The following is a 19,383-nucleotide window of genomic DNA, read 5'->3' as shown; positions in this document are numbered from 1 at the left end:
GGAGAGTATATGATCCACTTAACTACGGTTAGTGCCTTAGAAATGGACGAGATTCAAGAACAAGAGCATCATGAGGAAATAGCAATACTAGCTCAAATAATAAATGAACAACCAAATTACTCATGTGCAGTTCTAGCTAAATACCAAGACCCTAGGAATAGCATTAAGCCTCAAGAGACTTTGTCGTGTAATCTACACGATTTCTTAACTATTTCTGAGAGATACGACTGTAAAAATGGTATAGACTTGTTAGTTAGTGATGACCAATTCCTAGTAATGATGGTGTATGGTTCTCTCTATGAATATCAAGGTGAGCATCACTATACGACTGTCGCACTGAAGTTTATGCCATATGATATTGATGAGCAGTTTATTGATATCAGCAAGGATATACTAGGTATACTATAAAGGATAGTCCTTGGGTTCTAAATATGATTCTAGGGACTATTTATTATAAAACTGTTCAAATCTCTTCGCTTATTTGTTCAGAGGTGCGGATCCGGCGCAACACTGGCTCGCCAGGTTAATGTGGCATAAGCTAGTAGACGGCTCGAAGCGTAGCTTGGGGCCGGCGGGCTGTCCTGCGTTTGAATTCCTTTGCCTGAGGGGGTGTAGATGATGTTTAAAAGACTAAAGTCACCTAAGTACTATGTCACAACTACCGAAGATTCCAAATTGCTACTCTCTGACGGTTCCACGATTTTTGTATATGATGTAGAGCAGGGGTGGGTTAGAAGTATCTATTGGCAGGAGAGAATGCGAGATATCGACTTCAAAGATTATAGAGAGTTATCTGAAGCAGAGGCATATAGCTTGAGTAGAGATCTTCTGCAAACAGGCAGATTGAATTGATGAAATGTAGTCTAATCTAGACATAGGAACACGGCAGGGTATAACTACCATGACTCAGTGTCGGCTATGGGGTGCTATAGGTTCATTATGTGACCATTGGCTAGATCTGGCCACCACCATTCCCCTCACGGGGGCTGGGCATTGGTGGTCGAGCGGAATTGCCGTAGGCAATGCAGCCGGGAACGCGCCGGTGACCGGCCCCCGTGAGGGGAATGGTTTTTCTGGAAGAAAAAATAGGTGCCACGATTTGTGACACCTGAAAGGTATTTCCCACTGGCCTAGCGGATGACTTGGTACTGGTTTCGATTATTTTATCGAACCAGAATAGAGTAGTGGTAAGTAATAGGTTCCTGTGGAGCCAAAGTCCTCTTAAATAAAATTCAAGAATAGTTCAGCGGTTGAATTGTACGAGATATTGTCTGATGCGTTGAATCTCATGCCTATCCCTGCAAACTGTCAAAGCGAAAAGGATTGATTTATCGCTGTTTGCAAATAGATAGCAATAACTGATAACTTATTCAATCAAAGAACGCGGGCGCTAACATACCGAAACATGAAAAGAACCATCAATCGTCTTTGGACGATTGGGGTTCTTTTTTTGTTTACTTGGAGCTTATCAAGTTAGGTCGCTAGGTGAGTAAAGGAGCATTGTGACTATCTAATTAGATACTAGCTTATATTATTAATAGTAGCTTTTGTTAGCTAAGTAAGAAAGTCATTTTTTTGTCTAGTCCTTTATGCGGGAAAAGTAGGTAAAATATAGTTGAAACTTGTCTTGATTTTAAATTCATTATGCCATTTCTACTTACGATATGATAATCAGATTGGCATTTATAAACAGACATCTCCATTTATTTATTAACAGTTGGAACAAAAAATTATTCCATTAGATTCTTAGTATTCAAATGATAGATATTATTTTAACGATATTATCAATAGTATTTAGTTATCTTGTAAATACCAATGCAAATTTATGTTATAAAAAATTTCTGGCAAAAAATAGATAACGGTTGCAAATGCAATTATGAGAGGAAAGTGAGGATAAGGTAAGGTTGTGATGAAATCACCAAAGAAGCGGGTAATTTTGTTACAGAAGGATTACTTTTTGGTAACGACCCCCTACCAAAATGAGATAATCTTTGACCTACATTTATAGAATGATATAATAGGGCCGACCTGAGGGCAGGGGCTATCTAGGTGCATAAAGACAAGCATCTAAGATTTTATTTTGTAATTCCGTCTTATAACTTACAAATTCATTTCTATTTATATTGTGATGATTATAGGCGGTTTCGGCAATTACAAAGAGACGCTGCCACAAAAGAAATTCGAGGGGTAAGAAACAATCATGAACATACTTGTAACTGGAAACACGCGGTACCTGACGCGAGAATTTATCCAAGAAGCCTTTCCCGACATGCGTGTCATTATTTTGGGAGCCTGCGATCTAAAATCTTCCTATCGACAACGTTTGACGGTGCTATCTCCTGATAATAAGGACTGGGCCTTGGAGGAGATTTTTGACACCTATGATATTGACCAGGTAGTCTTCTTCTCAAACTTCCTCACCTTGCATTCTCAGGAAGTTGGGGAAGGGGAATCACTTCAACAGTTACTAACGGCTTGTAAAACCCATAAAATTCAGCGCTTTTGTTATTTGGAGGGTCCACAAGCTGGATACCAAGATAAGCAACAGGGCACTCAATTGGCACAAAGTTATGAGCAACTCTGTTTGTTCGAGGGGCATGACCATGGAGTAGCAGTCAAGGTCATTCGTCTGCCACATCTCTATGCAGACCATTTATTCCCTGATTATTTGGATCGGATTTTTAGCCAATGGGCTACCGGTAAGCCTGCGCGTTTCAAAGAAAACCGAGAGAGTGATTTCCTCTTCTTACATATTTATGATTTGGCCAGCCTATTGCATAAGGTTTTGGATGATTGGACGGATGAATCAGAACTCTTAATGGTGCCAAATAGCTTTAAATTGACCTATCAAGATTTAGCCTTAAGCATGCATCACTTACAACCGAAGGTGCCAATCAGCTTTGCCAAAGGTAATTTGCAGCAAGTTGATGCTAGCCAGGTGACGGAACCTTCACTACGGTCACGTTATGGTTGGTTCCCGCAGTTGAATCCACTTGAAGACTGGCAACGGATTTTAAAAGAATCCTACTTAGGTAAAGTAAATACGTCCATCTTTGCTTGGTGGCAGGATTTGAAGACTTGGATGGGCCTACATCCGACGATTGTACGTATTCTCGAACTCTTGCTCTTATTTGGCTTATCGGAAGTCTTTGCACTTTTATTAAGAAACCAACAACAATTCCGAGTGATTGACGTTCGCTTGCTTTTCATTGTGATGATGGCTATGACGGGCGGTATATCTATGGGGCTATTGGCAGCAAGTTTATCTACTATTGGCCTGCTCTACATCTACATTACTTCCGGTAATAACTGGATTACCTTGTTCTATGACCCGCTTAATTGGGTACCTTTTGTGGTCTACCTGGTGACAGGGGCAATGGTAGGCCGTTTGCGGGCGGAGGCCTTGCATGACAAAGCAGTTTTATCCAGAGAGAACCAGTTGTTGCGGGATAAGGGACATTTGGTTCGCCAACTCTATCGCGATATGCTACTTGAAAAATCCAGTTTGAAAAAGCAAATTATGGGACGGCGGGATTCCTATGGCCGATTATATAGTTGGGTGGAGCGACTCAACCAAGCAACACCGGAAGCGGTACTTAAAGTAGCTCAAGAACTACTAGTAGAATTAGTAGATCCAATGGCCTTAGTTTTTTATCAGGTAACGGGAGCCAACCAATTAGCGGCTCTACCAGGCCTGAGTCGGACCTTAACTAACCCACTCTTAGATGGGGCACTTGGTCATTTGACGGAGCCCTTAATGTCGGGTGAACTTTGGCTTAATCGGCAACTAGAACCTAATTTGCCACATTATGTTGCAGGCTTGCGCTATCATGGTCAGTTAGTCATTGTCATCGGTTTACAAGAACACCAGCTAGGCCCTATGGATTTGGCTCATTATAACCAACTCCGCGTCATCTTTGGCTTAATTGAAATAGCTTTCCAGCATGCTCTGGAAGTTAATAAGCGCTAATTGATGGCAACTAGTAAGAAAGAAAAGAAGGGGAGACCATTATGCTACCGACCTTAATTTTGCTTGTTTTATTGCTAGGACACGGCATCCTAGCTTACGGCCTCTATCGCAAGATGCTGGCCCGCAAGGTCACCTTACATCCAATTTTATGGCTACCAATCCTTTTAATGCCATATATAGGCCCATTATCGGTGGCTTTAGTCTACTGGCGCATGTACAGTCGTGAAGACTTCCAGTCTATTGTGGTGAGTCAGCAGGAAGCAATTGCTCAGGATATGGATGAGTTGGTGTCAGATGAGGAAGACCAAGCACCGTTTTCTATGCAATCATCTGAGGATGTGCGATTATGGGTGCCGATTGAAGAAGCGCTATTACTCAATGATTCGGCCATTAAACGCGAATTGACTATGAGTATGCTCAAAGACCAGCCAAGCAATGTTGTCGCTTTGTTGCAACAAGCGCGTATGAATGAAGACGTGGAAGTAGTCCATTATGCGACAGTTATGCTAGCTGAGCTACATAAGGAATATGATTTAAAAATACAAGAACTCAAGCATGAATTGCTTAAACAACCGGATGATATCACGACTCTTGAACAGCTTTGTCTAGTGCTAGAAGACTATCTGGCTTCTGGCTTAGTGGCAGGGAAGTTTGCTGAAAGCTCACGACGCCAATATATTGATTTATTGCGCCGAAAGGTGGCGATTAGTCATGAATTAAAGGACTACCTTAGACTGGGAGCTCAGTACTTGGCACTGGGAGAAGGACAGCGTCTGCGCCAAATCTTGGATTACTGCCAAGTTCAATGGCCAATGGAAGAAGCTTATCGTGTCTTTCAGTTTCAGGCCTTGGTCGCTCAAGGTGATCGATTAGGTTTGCAGCAATTCTACCAAGATATTGAGACACGACAAGTCTATTTGTCACGCCATAATCGCCAAATTATTGACTCTTGGCGTATTCAAGCATAGGGGGGATTGCATGAAAAAATGGCAACATTTCAGATATAGAGGCCTAGTCTTAGTCTTCATTGGCTTTTTGGTCCTGGCTACGGCTTTGTTTATTGAACGTCAAGGGATTGGCTATCAAGTCCAAAAACAACCCTTTACTTACTTAACTGGTCCCGTAGTGACGGCGGACCAAGCCCAATCACAAGTGCCAGTTAACACATTGGTTGTGACGGATAGCCGCGATCCCTCTAGTAACTTAGCCAAGGAGCAATTCCAACAGATCCTTAAAGATATGAAGGTTGGCTATAAGCAGATTGACATCGCCAAGGATTCATTTCCAGAATTGACTGACTATGAGAAGGTCGTGATGTTGGTTTCTCAGTTAGATGATTTAGATGATGAGCTAGTGGCTTTACGAGACTGGGTAGAAGCAGGGGGCTATGTTCAATTTGCCTTGACCCTACAAAAGTCTAGCCACTTGTCATTAATTGAGCAAGCTCTTGGAATTGAGCAATCTCAAGCTGAACATGGACTTGTTGACAAACTCTATGTGGAGCCAGACTTCATGATTGGTGGCGGTCGTGAGTATGTGATTGAGGAACCATTTGACTCAGCGCTTAAGGTGGACCTATCGGAAAAAACTAAGGTTCTTGTAAGTCGCAAGGAAGGTCAAGGAGTCTTACCTCTGATTTGGGAACATGGCTATGGTAAAGGCAAATTCGTTATCGATAACTTTGGGATTTATAACAAGGTGACGCGTGGGCTTTACGCGGCTTCCTTTAGTCTTTTGGGCAAGGTCTCAAGTTATCCGGTTATTAATGGGTCAGCCTTCTATCTCGATGACTTTCCGGCGCCAGTACCTAGTGGTGATGGTAAGTATGTTAAGCGGGACTATAACCTCAATGTGGCTGACTTCTACACCAATATATGGTGGGTAGACATGCTAAGTTTTGTCGATAAGTTTGGCATTAAGTATACCGGTGCTACTATCGAAAACTATGAAGATGACACTTCTGGCCAAGTTCATGACCAGGAAGATATTTCACGTTTCGTTTATTTTGGGAACATGTTGTTACGTTCAGGTGGTGAAATTGGCTATCACGGTTATAACCACCAACCTCTTTCACCTAAGAGCTTAGACTATAAAGGGGTCTACTCTTATCATACCTGGGATGAATCCGCTATGATATCGGCCATGAAGGAATTAGTTCGCTTTAATGAACAACTCTTCCCTAATGTGGAAAAATCGGTCTATGTTCCACCTTCCAATGTATTGTCACCGGAAGGTCGAGCAGTATTGACTCAAGAGATACCGGAAGTTAAAACCATTGCCAGTACTTATTTCCCCGGGGATTTCGCCTATGCACAAGAATTTGAATGGGCTGCCGATGGTATGGTAGAACAGCCTCGTGTTATTTCGGGTGGGATAATTGATGATTTTATGCAGCTAGCGGCTTTCTCTGAGCTTAATCTGCATTTCGTTAATAGTCACTTTATCCATCCGGATGATCCTTTGGACACTGATCGAGGGGCTGAACTAGGCTGGGGTACTCTCAAGAAGAACTTGGAACACTATATTAGTTGGCTCAAGGAATCAGCACCAAGTCTACGTGACCTCACAGGCTCACAGTTATCTGGGGCAGTACAGCGTTATGCAGCTTTAGCACCTAAGCAAGAAGTGACTGATACAGGCATTCAATGGACTTTTGAGCATTTCTATGATGAGGTTTATCTCTTTGTGCGTATCAATGAAGGTCAAGTGGGGAGTCATGTAAATGGTGGAACCCTGACGCATTTAACGGGGAATCTCTATCTCTTGAAAGCAACGCAAGCCAAAGTCACCATGGACTGGAGTGAGGAATAAGGATGAGAATTTGTTTGATTTTAGAAGGAAGCTATCCTTATGTCCATGGTGGGGTCTCAACTTGGATGCATCAATACATCCAAAATATGCCTCAACACGAATTTGTCCTCTGGGTGATTGGGGCTAAGTCCAAATCAAAAGGACAATTTGTCTACCAGTTACCAGATAATGTGGTTGAAGTCCATGAAGTATTCCTAGATGATGCGCTACATGTGGCGCCAAGTAAGCGACTCTTTGATTATCATTTTACGGCGCCAGAACTAGAAGCACTCAGACAGGTCATGGAGACAGGCCGACCTGATTGGCAGGTGCTTTGCCAGCTCTATCAGGATAAGAAACTGAACCCTGTTGACTTCCTCCAGAGTGAGAATTTCCTTGAGATGATGGTTGAAATGGTTGAACAGCAATATGCCTATAACGCTTTTGCTGAAGTGTTCCATACCATTCGCTCGATGCTTTTGCCTGTCTTCTATCTCTTAGGCCAGTCTGTTCCTCAGGCAGATGTCTATCATGCTATTTCAACCGGCTATAGTGGAATTTTGGCGCTTTTAGGCCAATATCGCTACGATAAGCCTATCTTGTTGAGTGAGCACGGTATCTATACCCGGGAGCGAGAGGAAGAAATCATCCGTTCCAACTGGGTGTTACCAAGTATGAAGGAACACTGGATTAAGTTTTTCTACATGTTATCGGATATTATTTACAGTCGTGCCCAAATCATCTCTTGCCTTTTCACCCAAGCGCGTTTGACTCAAATTGAGATTGGATGTGATCCAGCACGATGCCGTGTGGTGGAGAATGGGATCGATGTCCAGCGCTTTGCTTCTGTTCCTGCCAAGATTCCAGATGGTGTAGTCGATATTGGAGCGGTTGTGCGCCTGGCACCTATTAAAGACATTAAGACCATGCTTTATGCTTTCTACGAATTAAGTAACCGTCTTGATAATGCCCGCCTCCATATTATGGGTGGCGTGGATGATGAGGAATATGCTCAAGAATGTTATGACTTGGTTAAGCAAATGCAATTGGATAATGTGATTTTTACAGGTCGGGTGGATATTGTTTCCTATATGGAAAACTTAGACTTTACCATTCTGACTAGTATCTCGGAGGCTCAGCCCTTATCGGTCTTAGAGTCACTGGCATCAGGGCGTCCCTGTGTGACAACGGATGTTGGTTGCTGTCGAGAACTGTTAGAAGGTGGACCAGGTGATGACTTAGGAATAGCCGGCTACATTGTGCCTCCAACTTATCAGAAGGGTTTGGCGGATGCCATGGAAGCCATGTGTCGTTCGCAAGAAGACCGGCTCAAAATGGGCGCCATTGGCCGGGAACGTGTTCAGCGTTATTATCAGTATGACCGTATGCTCAAGGGTTATTTGGCCATGTATGAGGAGGTGAGAGCCTAATGGCAGGGATTGGATTTGAATTACGCAAGGTCTTTGACCAAAAAGGCCTCTTCTCACGTGCCAAAGCTTATGGCTATACGGGCGTGATTTATGCAGGTCCCATGGTCCTTGGGGGAACCTTAATTTTCGGGATTTCCTACTTGGCAGGTTATGTAGGCCTCAATCGTTTGGATCGAGATTTTTTGACCAGTATGATTACTTACGCCATCTTGGCTTCCCTGACTGTCAATTCTTTTTTCTCTTATGCAGTGACACGTTTTGCCTCGGATATGCTTTATGAAGAGAAAGAAGCTTACGTTATTCCATCTTTTTGGGGTTCTTCGGCTACTATGATTGGAATAGGTGCCTTATTATATACGCCATTTCTGATATTTTCTGGCTTAACGTCTGTTCAGTTAGTCTTGAATTTAACCTTATTTATGGAATTGATTTTTGTCTGGAATGGGGTCCAGTACCTGACTGCTCTCAAAGATTATAAGTCGATTCTCTTGGCCTTTTTGGCAGCTAGTGTCATTACTTTCTTGGTAGGTTGGTGCCTCTTAGCCATTAAGTTTCCAGCCTTAACAGCGCTCTTGCTGAGTGTCTGCGTGGGTTATGGGTTTATGTTTCTGGGGATTGTCTACCTACTGGCACGTTATTTTCCTTTGGATTTGGAAATGCTCAAGGAATCCTTCCTTTTCTTCAAGTGGATGGACAAGTTCTTCGACTTGACCTTGATTGGTTTCTTCTTGCATATCGGGATTTTTGGCCATATCTTTGTGGTTTGGTTTGGCCCCTGGGGGAGCCGAGTTGAAGGTCTCTTCTATGCCTCGCAGGTCTATGATGTGCCGGTGCTCTTGGCTTTCCTAACGATTTTAGTGACAACCATCAACTTCGCCTTAGCAACTGAAGTCCATTTCTATCCTAAGTATCAGCGTTACTACGGCCTATTCAACGAGAAGGGGACCCTAGCTGATATTAAGGAAGCAGAAGTAGAGATGATTACGGTTATGATTCGCGAACTCCTGGCCTTGGCCTGGAAGCAATTGTTCGTAACCGTCCTAGCCATTTCTGCTGGGAATGCGCTTTTGGATATTCTCCCACTAGGGATTAATGACCTCATGCGAGGCTATTTCCGTATTCTCTGTGTTGGCTATGGGATTTACGCCATTGCTAATGTCCTCTTGTCCATGCTCTTATACTTTACGGACTATAAGGGGGCTTTGATCGCGGCGGCCAGCTTCGCTATTGCCTCGCCAGTCTTTACCATGGCCTCGCAATTCTTTAATCGTGCTTTTCTAGGGTTTGGTTTTTTAGTGGCCGCAAGTATTTTCTTCTTGTTAGCTCTGTGGCGCCTAGATCGCTTTACTAAGAAATTAATGTACCATACGCTCAGTGCCCAGCCGATGACCTTAGTGTCACATGAAGGCTTATTAAGTCGACTTTATGATTATCTGAAAGGGGTGGGCGCTCGTGCCACCAAAAAATCCTAAACTAGCGGGGCTTCTGGTGATGATTCTAGCGACGTGTGTCCTAGGAGCCTGTAGTCAAGAAGAAACTAGCACATCATCCTCGGTCAGTCAGGAGAATACTGTCGAATTTGCCGAAAGTAACTATCATTTGCGAGATAAGGACTTGCTTTATCAAGAAGACCCTCAGTCGGTTAAGACCCTATACCTGACCATTAAGTCAGGCATCGAGTCAGAAAATACCAACCACACCTGGGAAGAAATCAATACTTATTCTGCTTATGATTACGAGAAATGGGGCGTGCCACGTTATCAAGTGGCGGCCATCTTACAGGCAGGGGATGACTCGGGTCCCTTGGCAGGTCAGGTGGGTTACAATGAGACAGTGCCTAATGCGACTGTTCAGGTTCGTGGTCAGACTTCTAGCCGTAATCAACAGAAAAATTACAAGATTAAGCTTAAGAAGAATAAGGGGAGCTGGCAGGGACAGCGGACCCTCAACCTCAATAAGCACCAAACTGATGGCCTGCGTTTTCGAAACAAATTGGCTTATGACTTGATTCGAGGCATTCCTCAAATCATGGGTTTACGGACACAATTTGTTCATCTCTATGTTAAGGATGAAAATGGTTCTGAGCCAGATAAATTTGTGGATTATGGCCTCTATACCCAGGTGGAACAGCTCAATGGGGCTGGCCTTAAGGCACATGGCCTGGATAGTAACGCCCAACTTTACAAGGTTAACTTCTTTGAATTTCTACCCTATGAAGAGGTCATTAAACCAGAAAATGATCCAGATTTCGATAAGCAAGCCTTCGAGAAGTTGCTAGAGATTAAAGGGGATCACGACCACCGTAAATTGATTGAGATGTTACAGGCGGTCAACGATTTGGATCAGCCCATTGAGCAGACCTTGGATACTTATTTTGACCGGGAGAATCTAACCTACTGGTTGGCCTTCCAGATTTTAATCGGTAACACTGATACTCAGAGTCGAAATGTCTATCTCTATAGCCCACAGAACAGTCAGCGCTGGTATTTTATCCCTTGGGATCATGATTCTGCCTTCTTCAAGAAAGAATATGAGATTGAGAAGTTTGCGGGTAAGACCTCCTGGGAGTCGGGTATCAGCAACTATTGGGGAAATCGTCTCTTCCAACGTGCCCTTAAGTCTGAGGCATTCCGTAAGGAATTAGATGATACCATTCAAGATTTGAGAAGCAAGTTGACGCCTGACTATCTGAGTCGAGAAGTAGCCAAGTATCGGGCAACGGTCCAGCCTTATGTGACCAAGGAACCTGATAGTACACATCTGGGCCTGACGCCTAGCCAATATGAGGAAGTAGTGGCTGCAATTCCTCAGGAGATTGAGAGCAATTATCAGGACTATCTAGATAGCCTCAAGAAGCCTATGCCATTCTTTATCGGGGTTCCAGAGAAGGACGAAAACGGCAAACTTAAAATCCGTTGGGATGCGGCCTATGATTTGAAGGGGCAAAAGATGACCTATAAGGTTGAAGTAGCCAAAGACTTTGAATTCAAAGATGTCATCCATACGGAGGAAGGCTTATCCCTTCCCGAGACAGTTCTAGATATGCCGGAAAAAGGGCACTATTTTGCCCGAGTGACGGCTACTAATGAAGCTGGCGAGACACGCCATGCCTTCGACTACTATGTCACGGAAGTCGGTAAACATTTCGGCGTTAAGAGCTTCTTCATTCAGTCAAATGGGAAGATTAGTGAGGATGTTTATGAAGAATAAGCTATTAAACACCTTATGGGGCAAATCTCAAAACTTGACTTGGCAAGAAGATAGTCAAGCGCCAGGAGAGCCTTATCGACATGAGAATAAGTATCTGATTTCCTATCATGATCAAGACAACTTGCGGCGCCGCCTGTCACCTGTCTTGGCCTTAGACAAGCATGTTAAGGGTGGTGGCTATACCATTCGGAGTCTCTATTTTGATGACTACTGGCAATCTGCCTACGAAGAAAAAGATGCAGGGGTTCTGATGCGGAAGAAGTATCGGATTCGTATTTACAACTTTCAGGACCACTATATTCGGCTTGAACGCAAGAAGAAATTCGGCGCCTATATCTATAAGGAGAGTGCGCCTCTGACGCGAGCTCAGGTAGAGGATATCTTGCTAGGTAACTATGATTTCCTTAAGTACAGCCCGCATTCTCTGGCTCGTGAGTTCTATATCGAATGTGTAACCAATATGATGCGTCCGCGTGTCATTGTGGACTACGAACGAGAGCCTTGGATTCTGGATGCTGGAACGGTGCGGGTAACCTTCGATACAGATGTTCGAGCAGCGGTCGGTTCCTTCGATATTTTTGATGCTAAGTTGCCTAGCTTGCCAGTCTTACCACCTGACAAGTTGATTTTAGAAGTCAAATATACGGAACTTATGCCACAAATCGTGCGTCAGTTGGTGCCGACTGGAGCCTTGGAATATACGGCAGTCTCTAAATATGTGCTCTGCTATGAAAAGACAGCCTATAAACATGGCTTCAATTATTGGTTCGACCATGAGCATTTCTAATGTGGTCGATGAAGGAGGGGTTTGAATGAATACTAGCGTCCAAGACGTTATTAAACGTTCATTTATAGAAACTCAGCGCTTTGCTGCTGAAAATTTGCCCAAGCTGATTGGCTCGCTCTTGCTAGCCTTTGTTATGGGCTGCATTATCTATTTTGTCTATCGTCGTTTTTATACTGGCGTGGTCTTTTCGCGTAGCTTCGCGGTGACACTGGTTGGGATGACGGTGCTGACTTGTATGGTGACTTTGGCCATTTCGACCAACGTGGTCATTTCCTTGGGGATGGTCGGGGCCCTGTCCATCGTGCGTTATCGGACAGCAGTTAAGGACCCCATGGACTTGCTCTATCTCTTTTGGGCCATTACCTCGGGCATTACGCTAGGGGCCGGTATGTTTGTGCTGTCGGTCTGTGCAGCCTTGATTGTGATTCTGATGATTGTGGTCTTCTATTTCCGTCAGGAGACGGGTAAGGTCTACATTGCGGTTATTCACTATAAAGGTCTGGAAACAGGGGATGCCATTGTGCAAGCCTTTGGCAAGATGAAGTTCTTCATCAAGTCTCGCACTATGCGTAAAGACGGCAGTATCGAAGCTGCTATCGAGGTCTTCTGCAAGTCACAAAATGACTTCCTCTTTATGGAGAAAATCCAAGCCCTTGAGGCAGTGGATGATGTGACTTTGATCCAATACAATGGCGAGTATCACGGCTAACAGATGAATAGTAGCCGTCCAGGAGGGGAAAGATGCGTCAATATTACTTTAGCTGGTTGGTTTTAGCCTGTTTACTTACAGTCAGTCTAATCCAGCCCAATCGAGTGAATGCACAAGACCAAGTCTTACGTCAGGCTAGCTTTGACTGGCAGGAACCTGAATCAGGTAACCCGCTCATGGGCTATGCCCTCCAAGCTGAAAAATCCCAAGTAGATTCGGATATTCAACTTCTTTACGTCGATGTGACTTGGAAAGAATTGGAACCCCAAGAGGGGAAATATAATTTTGAAGCCATTGAGAAGGCTAATCAGTTTGACCGTTGGCGCAAAGAAGGCAAGCATTTGGTTTTGCGCTTTGTGCTAGATTTACCTGGTCAGGACCGTCATCAAGATATTCCGGATTGGCTCTACCAAGAGATCAAGGGGGCCGGTGACTGGTATCACACAGATTATGGCCAAGGATTTTCGCCAGACTATAGTCAAGAAGCCCTGATTAAAGCCCATGACAAGGCGGTGGCTGCTATGGGCCAGCGTTGGGGGCAGGATGGCTTTGTCTCCTTCATTGAGCTAGGCAGTGTCGGTCACTGGGGCGAGTGGCATGTCAACTATGAAAAGGGCCTCAAAAGGTTGCCGTCTGAAGATATTCTGGAAGGTTACGTGGCGCCTTGGCGCACGGCCTTTCCTAAGACCCAGATTCTCATGCGCCGGCCTTTTAAATGGGGTCAGACCTATCAATTGGGGCTTTATAACGATATGGTCGGGGAAGCTCTCAATACGAGCCAGTGGCTTGACTGGATTAGACGTGGGGGCGTCTATGACCAGACTCAAAACAAGAGTTTGATTGCCATGCCACAGGCTTGGAAGACCCTTGCCATTGGCGGCGAAATGACCAGCGCCCACTCTATGGAGGACTTGATGGGGCCCCGACTCCAAGAAGTCTTGAAGCATGTAAAAGCCTCACATATGACCTTTATTGGGCCAAAGGCGCCTAAAGCTGATTTAGGTCAGGCAGCCTATAAGCAAATTCTGAGTCAGCTAGGTTATCAAATCTATGTCTCCCAGGCTCAGCTAGAGCAAAAGGGGCAAGAGCTGACTATGACCTTGACTTTTGAAAATAAGGGGGCTGCGCCTTTCTACTATGACTGGCCGCTATACCTTTATCTTCAAGATGGCCAGGGAAAAGAGATTAAAAAGATTGAAGTGCCACTGACCTTGTCGAAGCTTGTGCCAGGGCGCCAAGAGAAGGTTAGCCTTGACTTAAATCTCTCGGCTCAAGAAAGTTCTCGGGTAGGAAATTATCAATATAGCCTAGGCATTGTGGACCCTATGACCGGCAAGGATGCCCTGCGCTTGGCCATGCCAGGCTATGACGCCCAGACAGGTCGGACGATTCTTTTTCCTGCCCAATAGGATTAAGCAAGTCGCTTGGCTGCGATTGATGCCTGAGCTATAATAGAAGGGAATTTGCTAGACTATCAGGAGGAAACGTCATGTCAGCCAAGATTACCATGCCCTTGGATAAAGCCAGGGTGATTGTTAAGAGAATCCAAGCCCTATATCCGGATGCCCACTGCGAACTCATCCATGACAATGTTTTTCAATTATTGATTGCGGTCATGTTGAGTGCTCAAGCGACTGACGTCTCGGTCAATAAGGTGACACCAGCCTTGTTTGAACGCTTTCCCACACCCGAAGCCTTCTTGCATGCTTCGCCTAAGGAAATAGAGCCCTATATTCAAACCATTGGCCTATACCGCAACAAGGCTAAGTTTATCTATCAATGTTGTGAGCAGTTGATGCAGCGCTATGGTGGAGAAGTGCCCAGAACGCGCAAGGAGCTCATGGACTTGGCTGGGGTTGGGCGTAAAACTGCTAATGTGGTCTTGGCCGTAGGCTTTGGCATTCCGGCCTTGGCGGTAGATACCCATGTGGAACGGGTAGCCAAACGTTTAGGTTTTGTGCCAGCCAATGCCACCCCTTTGGAGGTAGAAGAAGCCTTGATGGAAATTATCCCTAAGGAAGATTGGGCTCAGGCTCACCACGCTATTCTCTTTTTCGGCCGCTACTACAGTACCGCTAAGAATCCTAAGCCCATAGACTTTCTCTTTGAAGGCTTAGAATAATCAATGAAATCAGTGAAGACCCTGGCAGTTGGAAGTCGTTCTAACTGTCAGGGTCTTTTGGGTAAAAAAAACTCCCATTATATCATATATGATATAATGGGAGTGGATGAGCTTATTTTTTGCGTGGTTGGTAGTGATAGTTAGGATCTAGTTGATGGTCTAATTTGGCGAATTCTTCAGCCAGTTGGGCATCAATTTGAGCTAACTTGTCCTTGTCGTACTTGACGCCTTCTTGGTAAGGAATTGGGGCACCAAAGGCAATTTTACAACGACGGCGCAAGAAGAATTGCTTGAAGCCGATAGGTGGTTGGATGGCACAAGGCACGATGGCTTGTTTGCTGAGTTTTTGGATGAAGGCTGTCCCGCCCTTAATCTCAGTAGTATGACGAGAGCCGGAAGGGAAGATTCCTAGAATCTTACCATCTTCATTCATAATCTTAACCGCATGTTTGATAGTGCTGGTTGAGGGTTTGTCGCGATTGACGGGGAAGACGTTGACCTTACGGAAGAGCCAGCCCAGTGGCTTGAACTTGAAGAGACTTTCCTTGGCCATAAAGGCGATTTGATGAGGGTAGGTCTCGAAGGCAACAAACAAGGGGTCAGTCAAAGACCGGTGGGTTGCGGCAATAATATAGGGTTGATCTTTAGGAAGATTTTCCAAGCCTTGCACGATTTCACGGCCATTGATTAGGCGGAAAATGAAGCGGATAAAAGTTAATAAGAAATTATATAGCATAAGTGGCTCCTTCACTCAATATATGATACTATCATCATATCAAGTCATGGAGCGAAACTCAAGTGAGGAAGTGAGTGAGATGAAAAAATACCCTCTAGTTTTGGGGCTCTTGGCCCTAATTTGTCTAGGTGCAAGTAATCAGCTAGTGCAGGCAGCCCCCCAGGCTGACTATGAAGTGCTAGCCCAATATGAGCGAGATGACCGTTGGTTTACCCAAGGTTTGGAAGTAAGTCCTGAGGGCCAATTGCTTATGTCGACGGGCCAGTATGGAGATTCCGTTGTAGGTGTCTTGAATTTAGAAACTGGCCAGCTGGAAATTAAGGATCGGCTTGACCGACAAGTCTTTGGTGAGGGGCTGACCCAGACGCCGGATGCGGTCTGGCAGATTAGCTACAAGGAAGGCCTAGCCTATAAACGGGACCCTAAGACCCTGGCTATTTTGGAAACCTTCCACTATGAGGGGGAAGGTTGGGGCCTGGCCTATGATGCCAGTCGCGACAGTCTCTGGATGACCAATGGCTCCACTAAGTTACAGGAACGGGATGCTAAAAACTTTGAGCTCAAGCGAGAGGTGACTGTGACGGACCAGGGCAAGCCCATTAAATGGCTCAATGAATTAGAATTCGTCGATGGCAAGCTCTATGGCAATATTTGGCAGAGTCCCTTTATTGTAAAGTTGGACCCTGAGACGGGCGTCATCGAGAGCCAGTACGACTTCACTGCGCTGATTAAGGAGCATAAACTAGAAGCTCAGTTGACACCTGGGGGTAAGCCTGATGTGCTCAATGGTATCGCCCATATTGAAGGGGACCGCTTCTATGTGACGGGTAAGTACTATCCCTATGTCTTTGAAGTACGCTTAAAATAAGGAGGCCATTTATGACCAACGTGACAGATTTAAAAACTAGCCTAAGGCAAGCCACCCTAGCAGCTCTCAAGTCTATGCCTGCTTCTAGTCGTCAGCAGTTAACGGATGATTTATGGCAACAATTTTTGGCCTTATTGGCGGCAGAAGGCCACCAGCGTATTGGCCTTTATTATGGTGTAGGAGAAGAAGTGCCAACGGCCCAGTGGCTAGATCCTTTGGTAGACTTAGGCTATCAAGTTTTCTTGCCGCGCATGATGCCTAAGCGAGGCTTGGATTTCTGTCTATATCATGGGCAAGAGAGCTTAGAACAAGTTTTCCGTGGCATCTACCAACCTAGTCAGGCGGAGCCAGCAGTGGCTATGGCTAGCTTAGATCTTTTGCTTGTGCCGGGCCTAGCCTTCCGGGAGGATGGCCAGCGGATTGGCTTTGGTGGCGGCTACTATGATCGCCTCTTGGCTCAGATTGAGACGCCAACGCTGAGTCTGGTCTTGCCTTGTCAATATTATGACCAGATGGCTTGGCAGGCGGAGGACCATGACCAGGCAGTGGGGCGTTTATTGTTAGCGCGCTCATTGAATCAGCCCTAGGCGAAAAGCCAAAAATAAGGTATAATAATTGGGAACGATTTAGAGGACGGAGGGTATTATGGAAATCAAACGAACCTGGCGCCGAATTCAACGTGGCCCTTGGGTGACTTACCTCTTTTTATTAGTGTGTGTCGCCATGTTTATTGGGACCTATGGCTTAACCCGAACTGGAATAGACTGGTATCGAGCCTTGCTTCTACTGGGAGCCAAATATAATATTAGGATTGTGCTTCAGAATGAATGGTGGCGGCTGATAACGGCTGTTTTCTTGCACGCTGACTTGCAACATATCGCCTTGAACAGTGTGTCTTTCTATTTCTTAGGTCAAGAATTAGAGCCTCTGATGGGCAAATGGCGCTTCTTACTACTAAGTTTAGGAGCGGGGATTGGCGGCAATATCGTCTCCTTTGCCTTTTCTAATAGCGTTTCGATTGGGGCTAGTGGGGCGGTCTTTGGACTCTTTGCTAGTTATCTGGCCTTATCTTATCTCTACCCAGATTCTTATAGTCTGAGTGCAAGGGCCCAGAACTATGCGGCCTTAATCGTGATTAACTTAGTCTTTTCCTTCCTGTCACCGGGCATTGACTTTTTTGGCCACTTAGGTGGCGCCTTCTATGGGGTAGGCTTGACTTATGTCTTGCAGCTGCCACATTCTTTCCGCCGTACTTGGTGGCATCGCCTCTTGGTTCTGCTAGTCATTGTGGCTATCAGCGCCGGCCTGATTTATTTTGGAATTGTTAGATTCAATAATAGCCTTATCTATCGCTAGGAGTGAGATTTATGTCAAAGAAAATTTTAGGTATTGATTTAGGCGGTACATCCGTCAAGTTTGCGATTATTTCCTCAGAAGGGGAAATTCAGGAAAAATGGACCATTGGGACCAACATCCTAGAGGATGGCAAGCACATCGTGCCTTCCATTATCCAGTCCATTCAAGAACATATGGAACGCTATGGCCTTACCAAAGATGACTTTTTAGGGATTGGCATGGGCTCACCAGGTAAGGTGGATGCAGAAGCGGGGACGGTAATCGGGGCTTTCAACCTTAACTGGCGGACCTTACAGCGCCTGAAAGATGCTTTTGAAGCAACCCTGGATATGCCTTTCTTCCTTGATAATGATGCCAACGTGGCAGCCTTAGGGGAACAGTGGAAAGGGGCCGGCAATGGCGAAGCCAATGTGGTCATGTTTACCCTGGGAACAGGTGTTGGGGGCGGTATCGTCTCTGGCGGCCAAATGGTGCGCGGTGCCAACGGAGCAGCTGGGGAAGTCGGCCATATCACGGTCGAAACGACGGACCCAATTCCATGTACCTGCGGTAAGCCAGGTTGCTTGGAGACAGTCGCTTCAGCCACTGGTATTGTCAACCTAGCCCGTAAGTTTGCCGAAGAATATGCCGGTGACTCACCAATTAAGGCAGCCGTTGATAATGGCGACGAACTTTCTTCTAAATTGATTTTTGATGCGGCTAAGGAAGGCGACTTCTTCGCTAACCATATTGTGGATATGTTCGCGCGCTATTTAGGTTTGGCATGCTCTCATGTGGCCAATACCCTCAACCCTTCTAAGATTGTGGTGGGTGGCGGGGTATCCGCAGCCGGTACCTTCCTTTTGGATAAAATCCAAGTATTTTTCAATCAATATGTCTTCCCGCCAATTAAAGACACCACCCAGCTTGTCTTGGCAGAATTAGGGAACGATGCTGGGGTCATCGGGGCAGCCCAATTAGTACGTCTTGCCCTAAATAAGGACTAGGAGTAGAAGCATGCAAATTCTGAATTTTATTACCGTTGTTTTATTAAGTATTATTGTGATTTACACCCTCTATTATGGGATCTTGTGGGGCATGGGCCGTTATGCCGCCAAAGCCATTAAGCAAGAAGACCTGATTGCAGCAGGGCGTAAGGGACAATTAATCGATGTTCGTGAAGCGGCTGAGTTTGAGGCTCGTCATATCTTAGGGGCGCGTAATATCCCAAGTTCTCAATTCAAGATGCGCTTCAAGGAAATCCGTAAGGACCAAGCTATTTACCTAGTAGACGAGGCTTTCGGGACCGCCCAACGTGCGGCTTTCCGTCTCAAACGCAATGGCTATAATGACATTTACATCCTTAAGGGTGGTATGACTGAGTGGACGGGTAAGGTTAAGACTGCCAAAGGAAAGTAGGCGACTA

Annotated in this window: 17 protein-coding genes; 16 read left to right on the top strand and 1 reads right to left on the bottom strand. The window is 45.2% G+C overall.

Annotated elements, in window-relative coordinates; translation table 11 throughout:
• The first annotated feature begins 9 nt into the window (after positions 1 to 9).
• The 11 genes from ACO53F_RS06420 to nth all read left to right on the top strand — a co-directional run bounded on the left by ACO53F_RS06420 (position 10) and on the right by nth (position 15,018).
• Positions 10 to 408 carry a hypothetical protein gene (locus tag ACO53F_RS06420; protein WP_485137777.1) on the top strand — a complete coding sequence of 133 codons (399 nt, stop codon included), beginning with the start codon at positions 10 to 12 and terminating at the stop codon, positions 406 to 408.
• Between the two features lie 1,792 nt (positions 409 to 2,200).
• Complete coding sequence (locus tag ACO53F_RS06415) at positions 2,201 to 3,970, top strand: hypothetical protein (protein ID WP_485137776.1); 1,770 nt, start codon at positions 2,201 to 2,203, stop codon at positions 3,968 to 3,970.
• Positions 3,971 to 4,011: 41 nt separating this feature from the next.
• Positions 4,012 to 4,938 carry a hypothetical protein gene (locus ACO53F_RS06410; protein WP_485137775.1) on the top strand — a complete coding sequence of 309 codons (927 nt, stop codon included), beginning with the start codon at positions 4,012 to 4,014 and terminating at the stop codon, positions 4,936 to 4,938.
• A 10-nt stretch (positions 4,939 to 4,948) separates the two neighbouring features.
• Positions 4,949 to 6,781 (top strand): DUF2194 domain-containing protein, encoded by a 1,833-nt coding sequence (locus ACO53F_RS06405; RefSeq protein WP_485137774.1) that lies wholly within the window; start codon positions 4,949 to 4,951, stop codon positions 6,779 to 6,781.
• Between the two features lie 2 nt (positions 6,782 to 6,783).
• Positions 6,784 to 8,190 (top strand): GT4 family glycosyltransferase PelF, encoded by a 1,407-nt coding sequence (gene pelF, locus ACO53F_RS06400; protein WP_485137773.1) that lies wholly within the window; start codon positions 6,784 to 6,786, stop codon positions 8,188 to 8,190.
• Positions 8,190 to 9,662 carry an exopolysaccharide Pel transporter PelG gene (gene pelG / locus ACO53F_RS06395; protein WP_485137772.1) on the top strand — a complete coding sequence of 491 codons (1,473 nt, stop codon included), beginning with the start codon at positions 8,190 to 8,192 and terminating at the stop codon, positions 9,660 to 9,662. Before pelF ends, pelG begins: the two co-directional genes overlap by 1 nt.
• 19 nt (positions 9,663 to 9,681) lie before the next feature.
• The gene (locus ACO53F_RS06390) at positions 9,682 to 11,400 is read left to right on the top strand and encodes a CotH kinase family protein (RefSeq protein ID WP_485137789.1); all 1,719 of its coding nucleotides are present in this window, start codon (positions 9,682 to 9,684) and stop codon (positions 11,398 to 11,400) included.
• Positions 11,390 to 12,187 carry a polyphosphate polymerase domain-containing protein gene (locus ACO53F_RS06385; RefSeq protein WP_485137771.1) on the top strand — a complete coding sequence of 266 codons (798 nt, stop codon included), beginning with the start codon at positions 11,390 to 11,392 and terminating at the stop codon, positions 12,185 to 12,187. Before ACO53F_RS06390 ends, ACO53F_RS06385 begins: the two co-directional genes overlap by 11 nt.
• A gap of 25 nt (positions 12,188 to 12,212) precedes the next feature.
• A complete protein-coding gene (locus ACO53F_RS06380; protein ID WP_485137770.1) occupies positions 12,213 to 12,896 on the top strand; it encodes a DUF4956 domain-containing protein in 684 nt (227 codons plus the stop codon).
• Between the two features lie 32 nt (positions 12,897 to 12,928).
• Complete coding sequence (locus ACO53F_RS06375) at positions 12,929 to 14,305, top strand: DUF4832 domain-containing protein (protein ID WP_485137769.1); 1,377 nt, start codon at positions 12,929 to 12,931, stop codon at positions 14,303 to 14,305.
• An 80-nt stretch (positions 14,306 to 14,385) separates the two neighbouring features.
• Positions 14,386 to 15,018: an endonuclease III gene (gene nth, locus ACO53F_RS06370; RefSeq protein WP_485137768.1), complete on the top strand. Its 633-nt coding sequence runs from the start codon at positions 14,386 to 14,388 to the stop codon at positions 15,016 to 15,018.
• A gap of 112 nt (positions 15,019 to 15,130) precedes the next feature.
• On the opposite strand, the gene ACO53F_RS06365 is transcribed toward nth, so the two are convergent.
• Complete coding sequence (locus tag ACO53F_RS06365) at positions 15,131 to 15,754, bottom strand: lysophospholipid acyltransferase family protein (RefSeq protein WP_298077161.1); 624 nt, start codon at positions 15,752 to 15,754, stop codon at positions 15,131 to 15,133.
• A gap of 79 nt (positions 15,755 to 15,833) precedes the next feature.
• Between ACO53F_RS06365 and ACO53F_RS06360 the strand changes: the two genes are divergently transcribed.
• Genes ACO53F_RS06360 through ACO53F_RS06340 form a run of 5 tightly spaced genes read left to right on the top strand, consistent with a single transcriptional unit; the run spans position 15,834 to position 19,376 of the window.
• Positions 15,834 to 16,622 carry a glutaminyl-peptide cyclotransferase gene (locus ACO53F_RS06360; RefSeq protein WP_485137767.1) on the top strand — a complete coding sequence of 263 codons (789 nt, stop codon included), beginning with the start codon at positions 15,834 to 15,836 and terminating at the stop codon, positions 16,620 to 16,622.
• A gap of 11 nt (positions 16,623 to 16,633) precedes the next feature.
• Positions 16,634 to 17,209, top strand: coding sequence for a 5-formyltetrahydrofolate cyclo-ligase (locus ACO53F_RS06355; RefSeq protein ID WP_485137766.1), 576 nt, complete (start codon positions 16,634 to 16,636; stop codon positions 17,207 to 17,209).
• A gap of 58 nt (positions 17,210 to 17,267) precedes the next feature.
• The gene (locus tag ACO53F_RS06350; protein ID WP_485137765.1) at positions 17,268 to 17,978 is read left to right on the top strand and encodes a rhomboid family intramembrane serine protease; all 711 of its coding nucleotides are present in this window, start codon (positions 17,268 to 17,270) and stop codon (positions 17,976 to 17,978) included.
• Positions 17,979 to 17,989: 11 nt separating this feature from the next.
• Positions 17,990 to 18,964: an ROK family glucokinase gene (locus ACO53F_RS06345; protein ID WP_485137764.1), complete on the top strand. Its 975-nt coding sequence runs from the start codon at positions 17,990 to 17,992 to the stop codon at positions 18,962 to 18,964.
• Between the two features lie 10 nt (positions 18,965 to 18,974).
• Positions 18,975 to 19,376 (top strand): rhodanese-like domain-containing protein, encoded by a 402-nt coding sequence (locus ACO53F_RS06340; protein WP_070755516.1) that lies wholly within the window; start codon positions 18,975 to 18,977, stop codon positions 19,374 to 19,376.
• Positions 19,377 to 19,383: the final 7 nt, after the last annotated feature.

The sequence above is a fragment of the Abiotrophia sp. genome, assembly GCF_057275535.1.
This window is presented reverse-complemented; position numbering and strand designations above follow the sequence as displayed.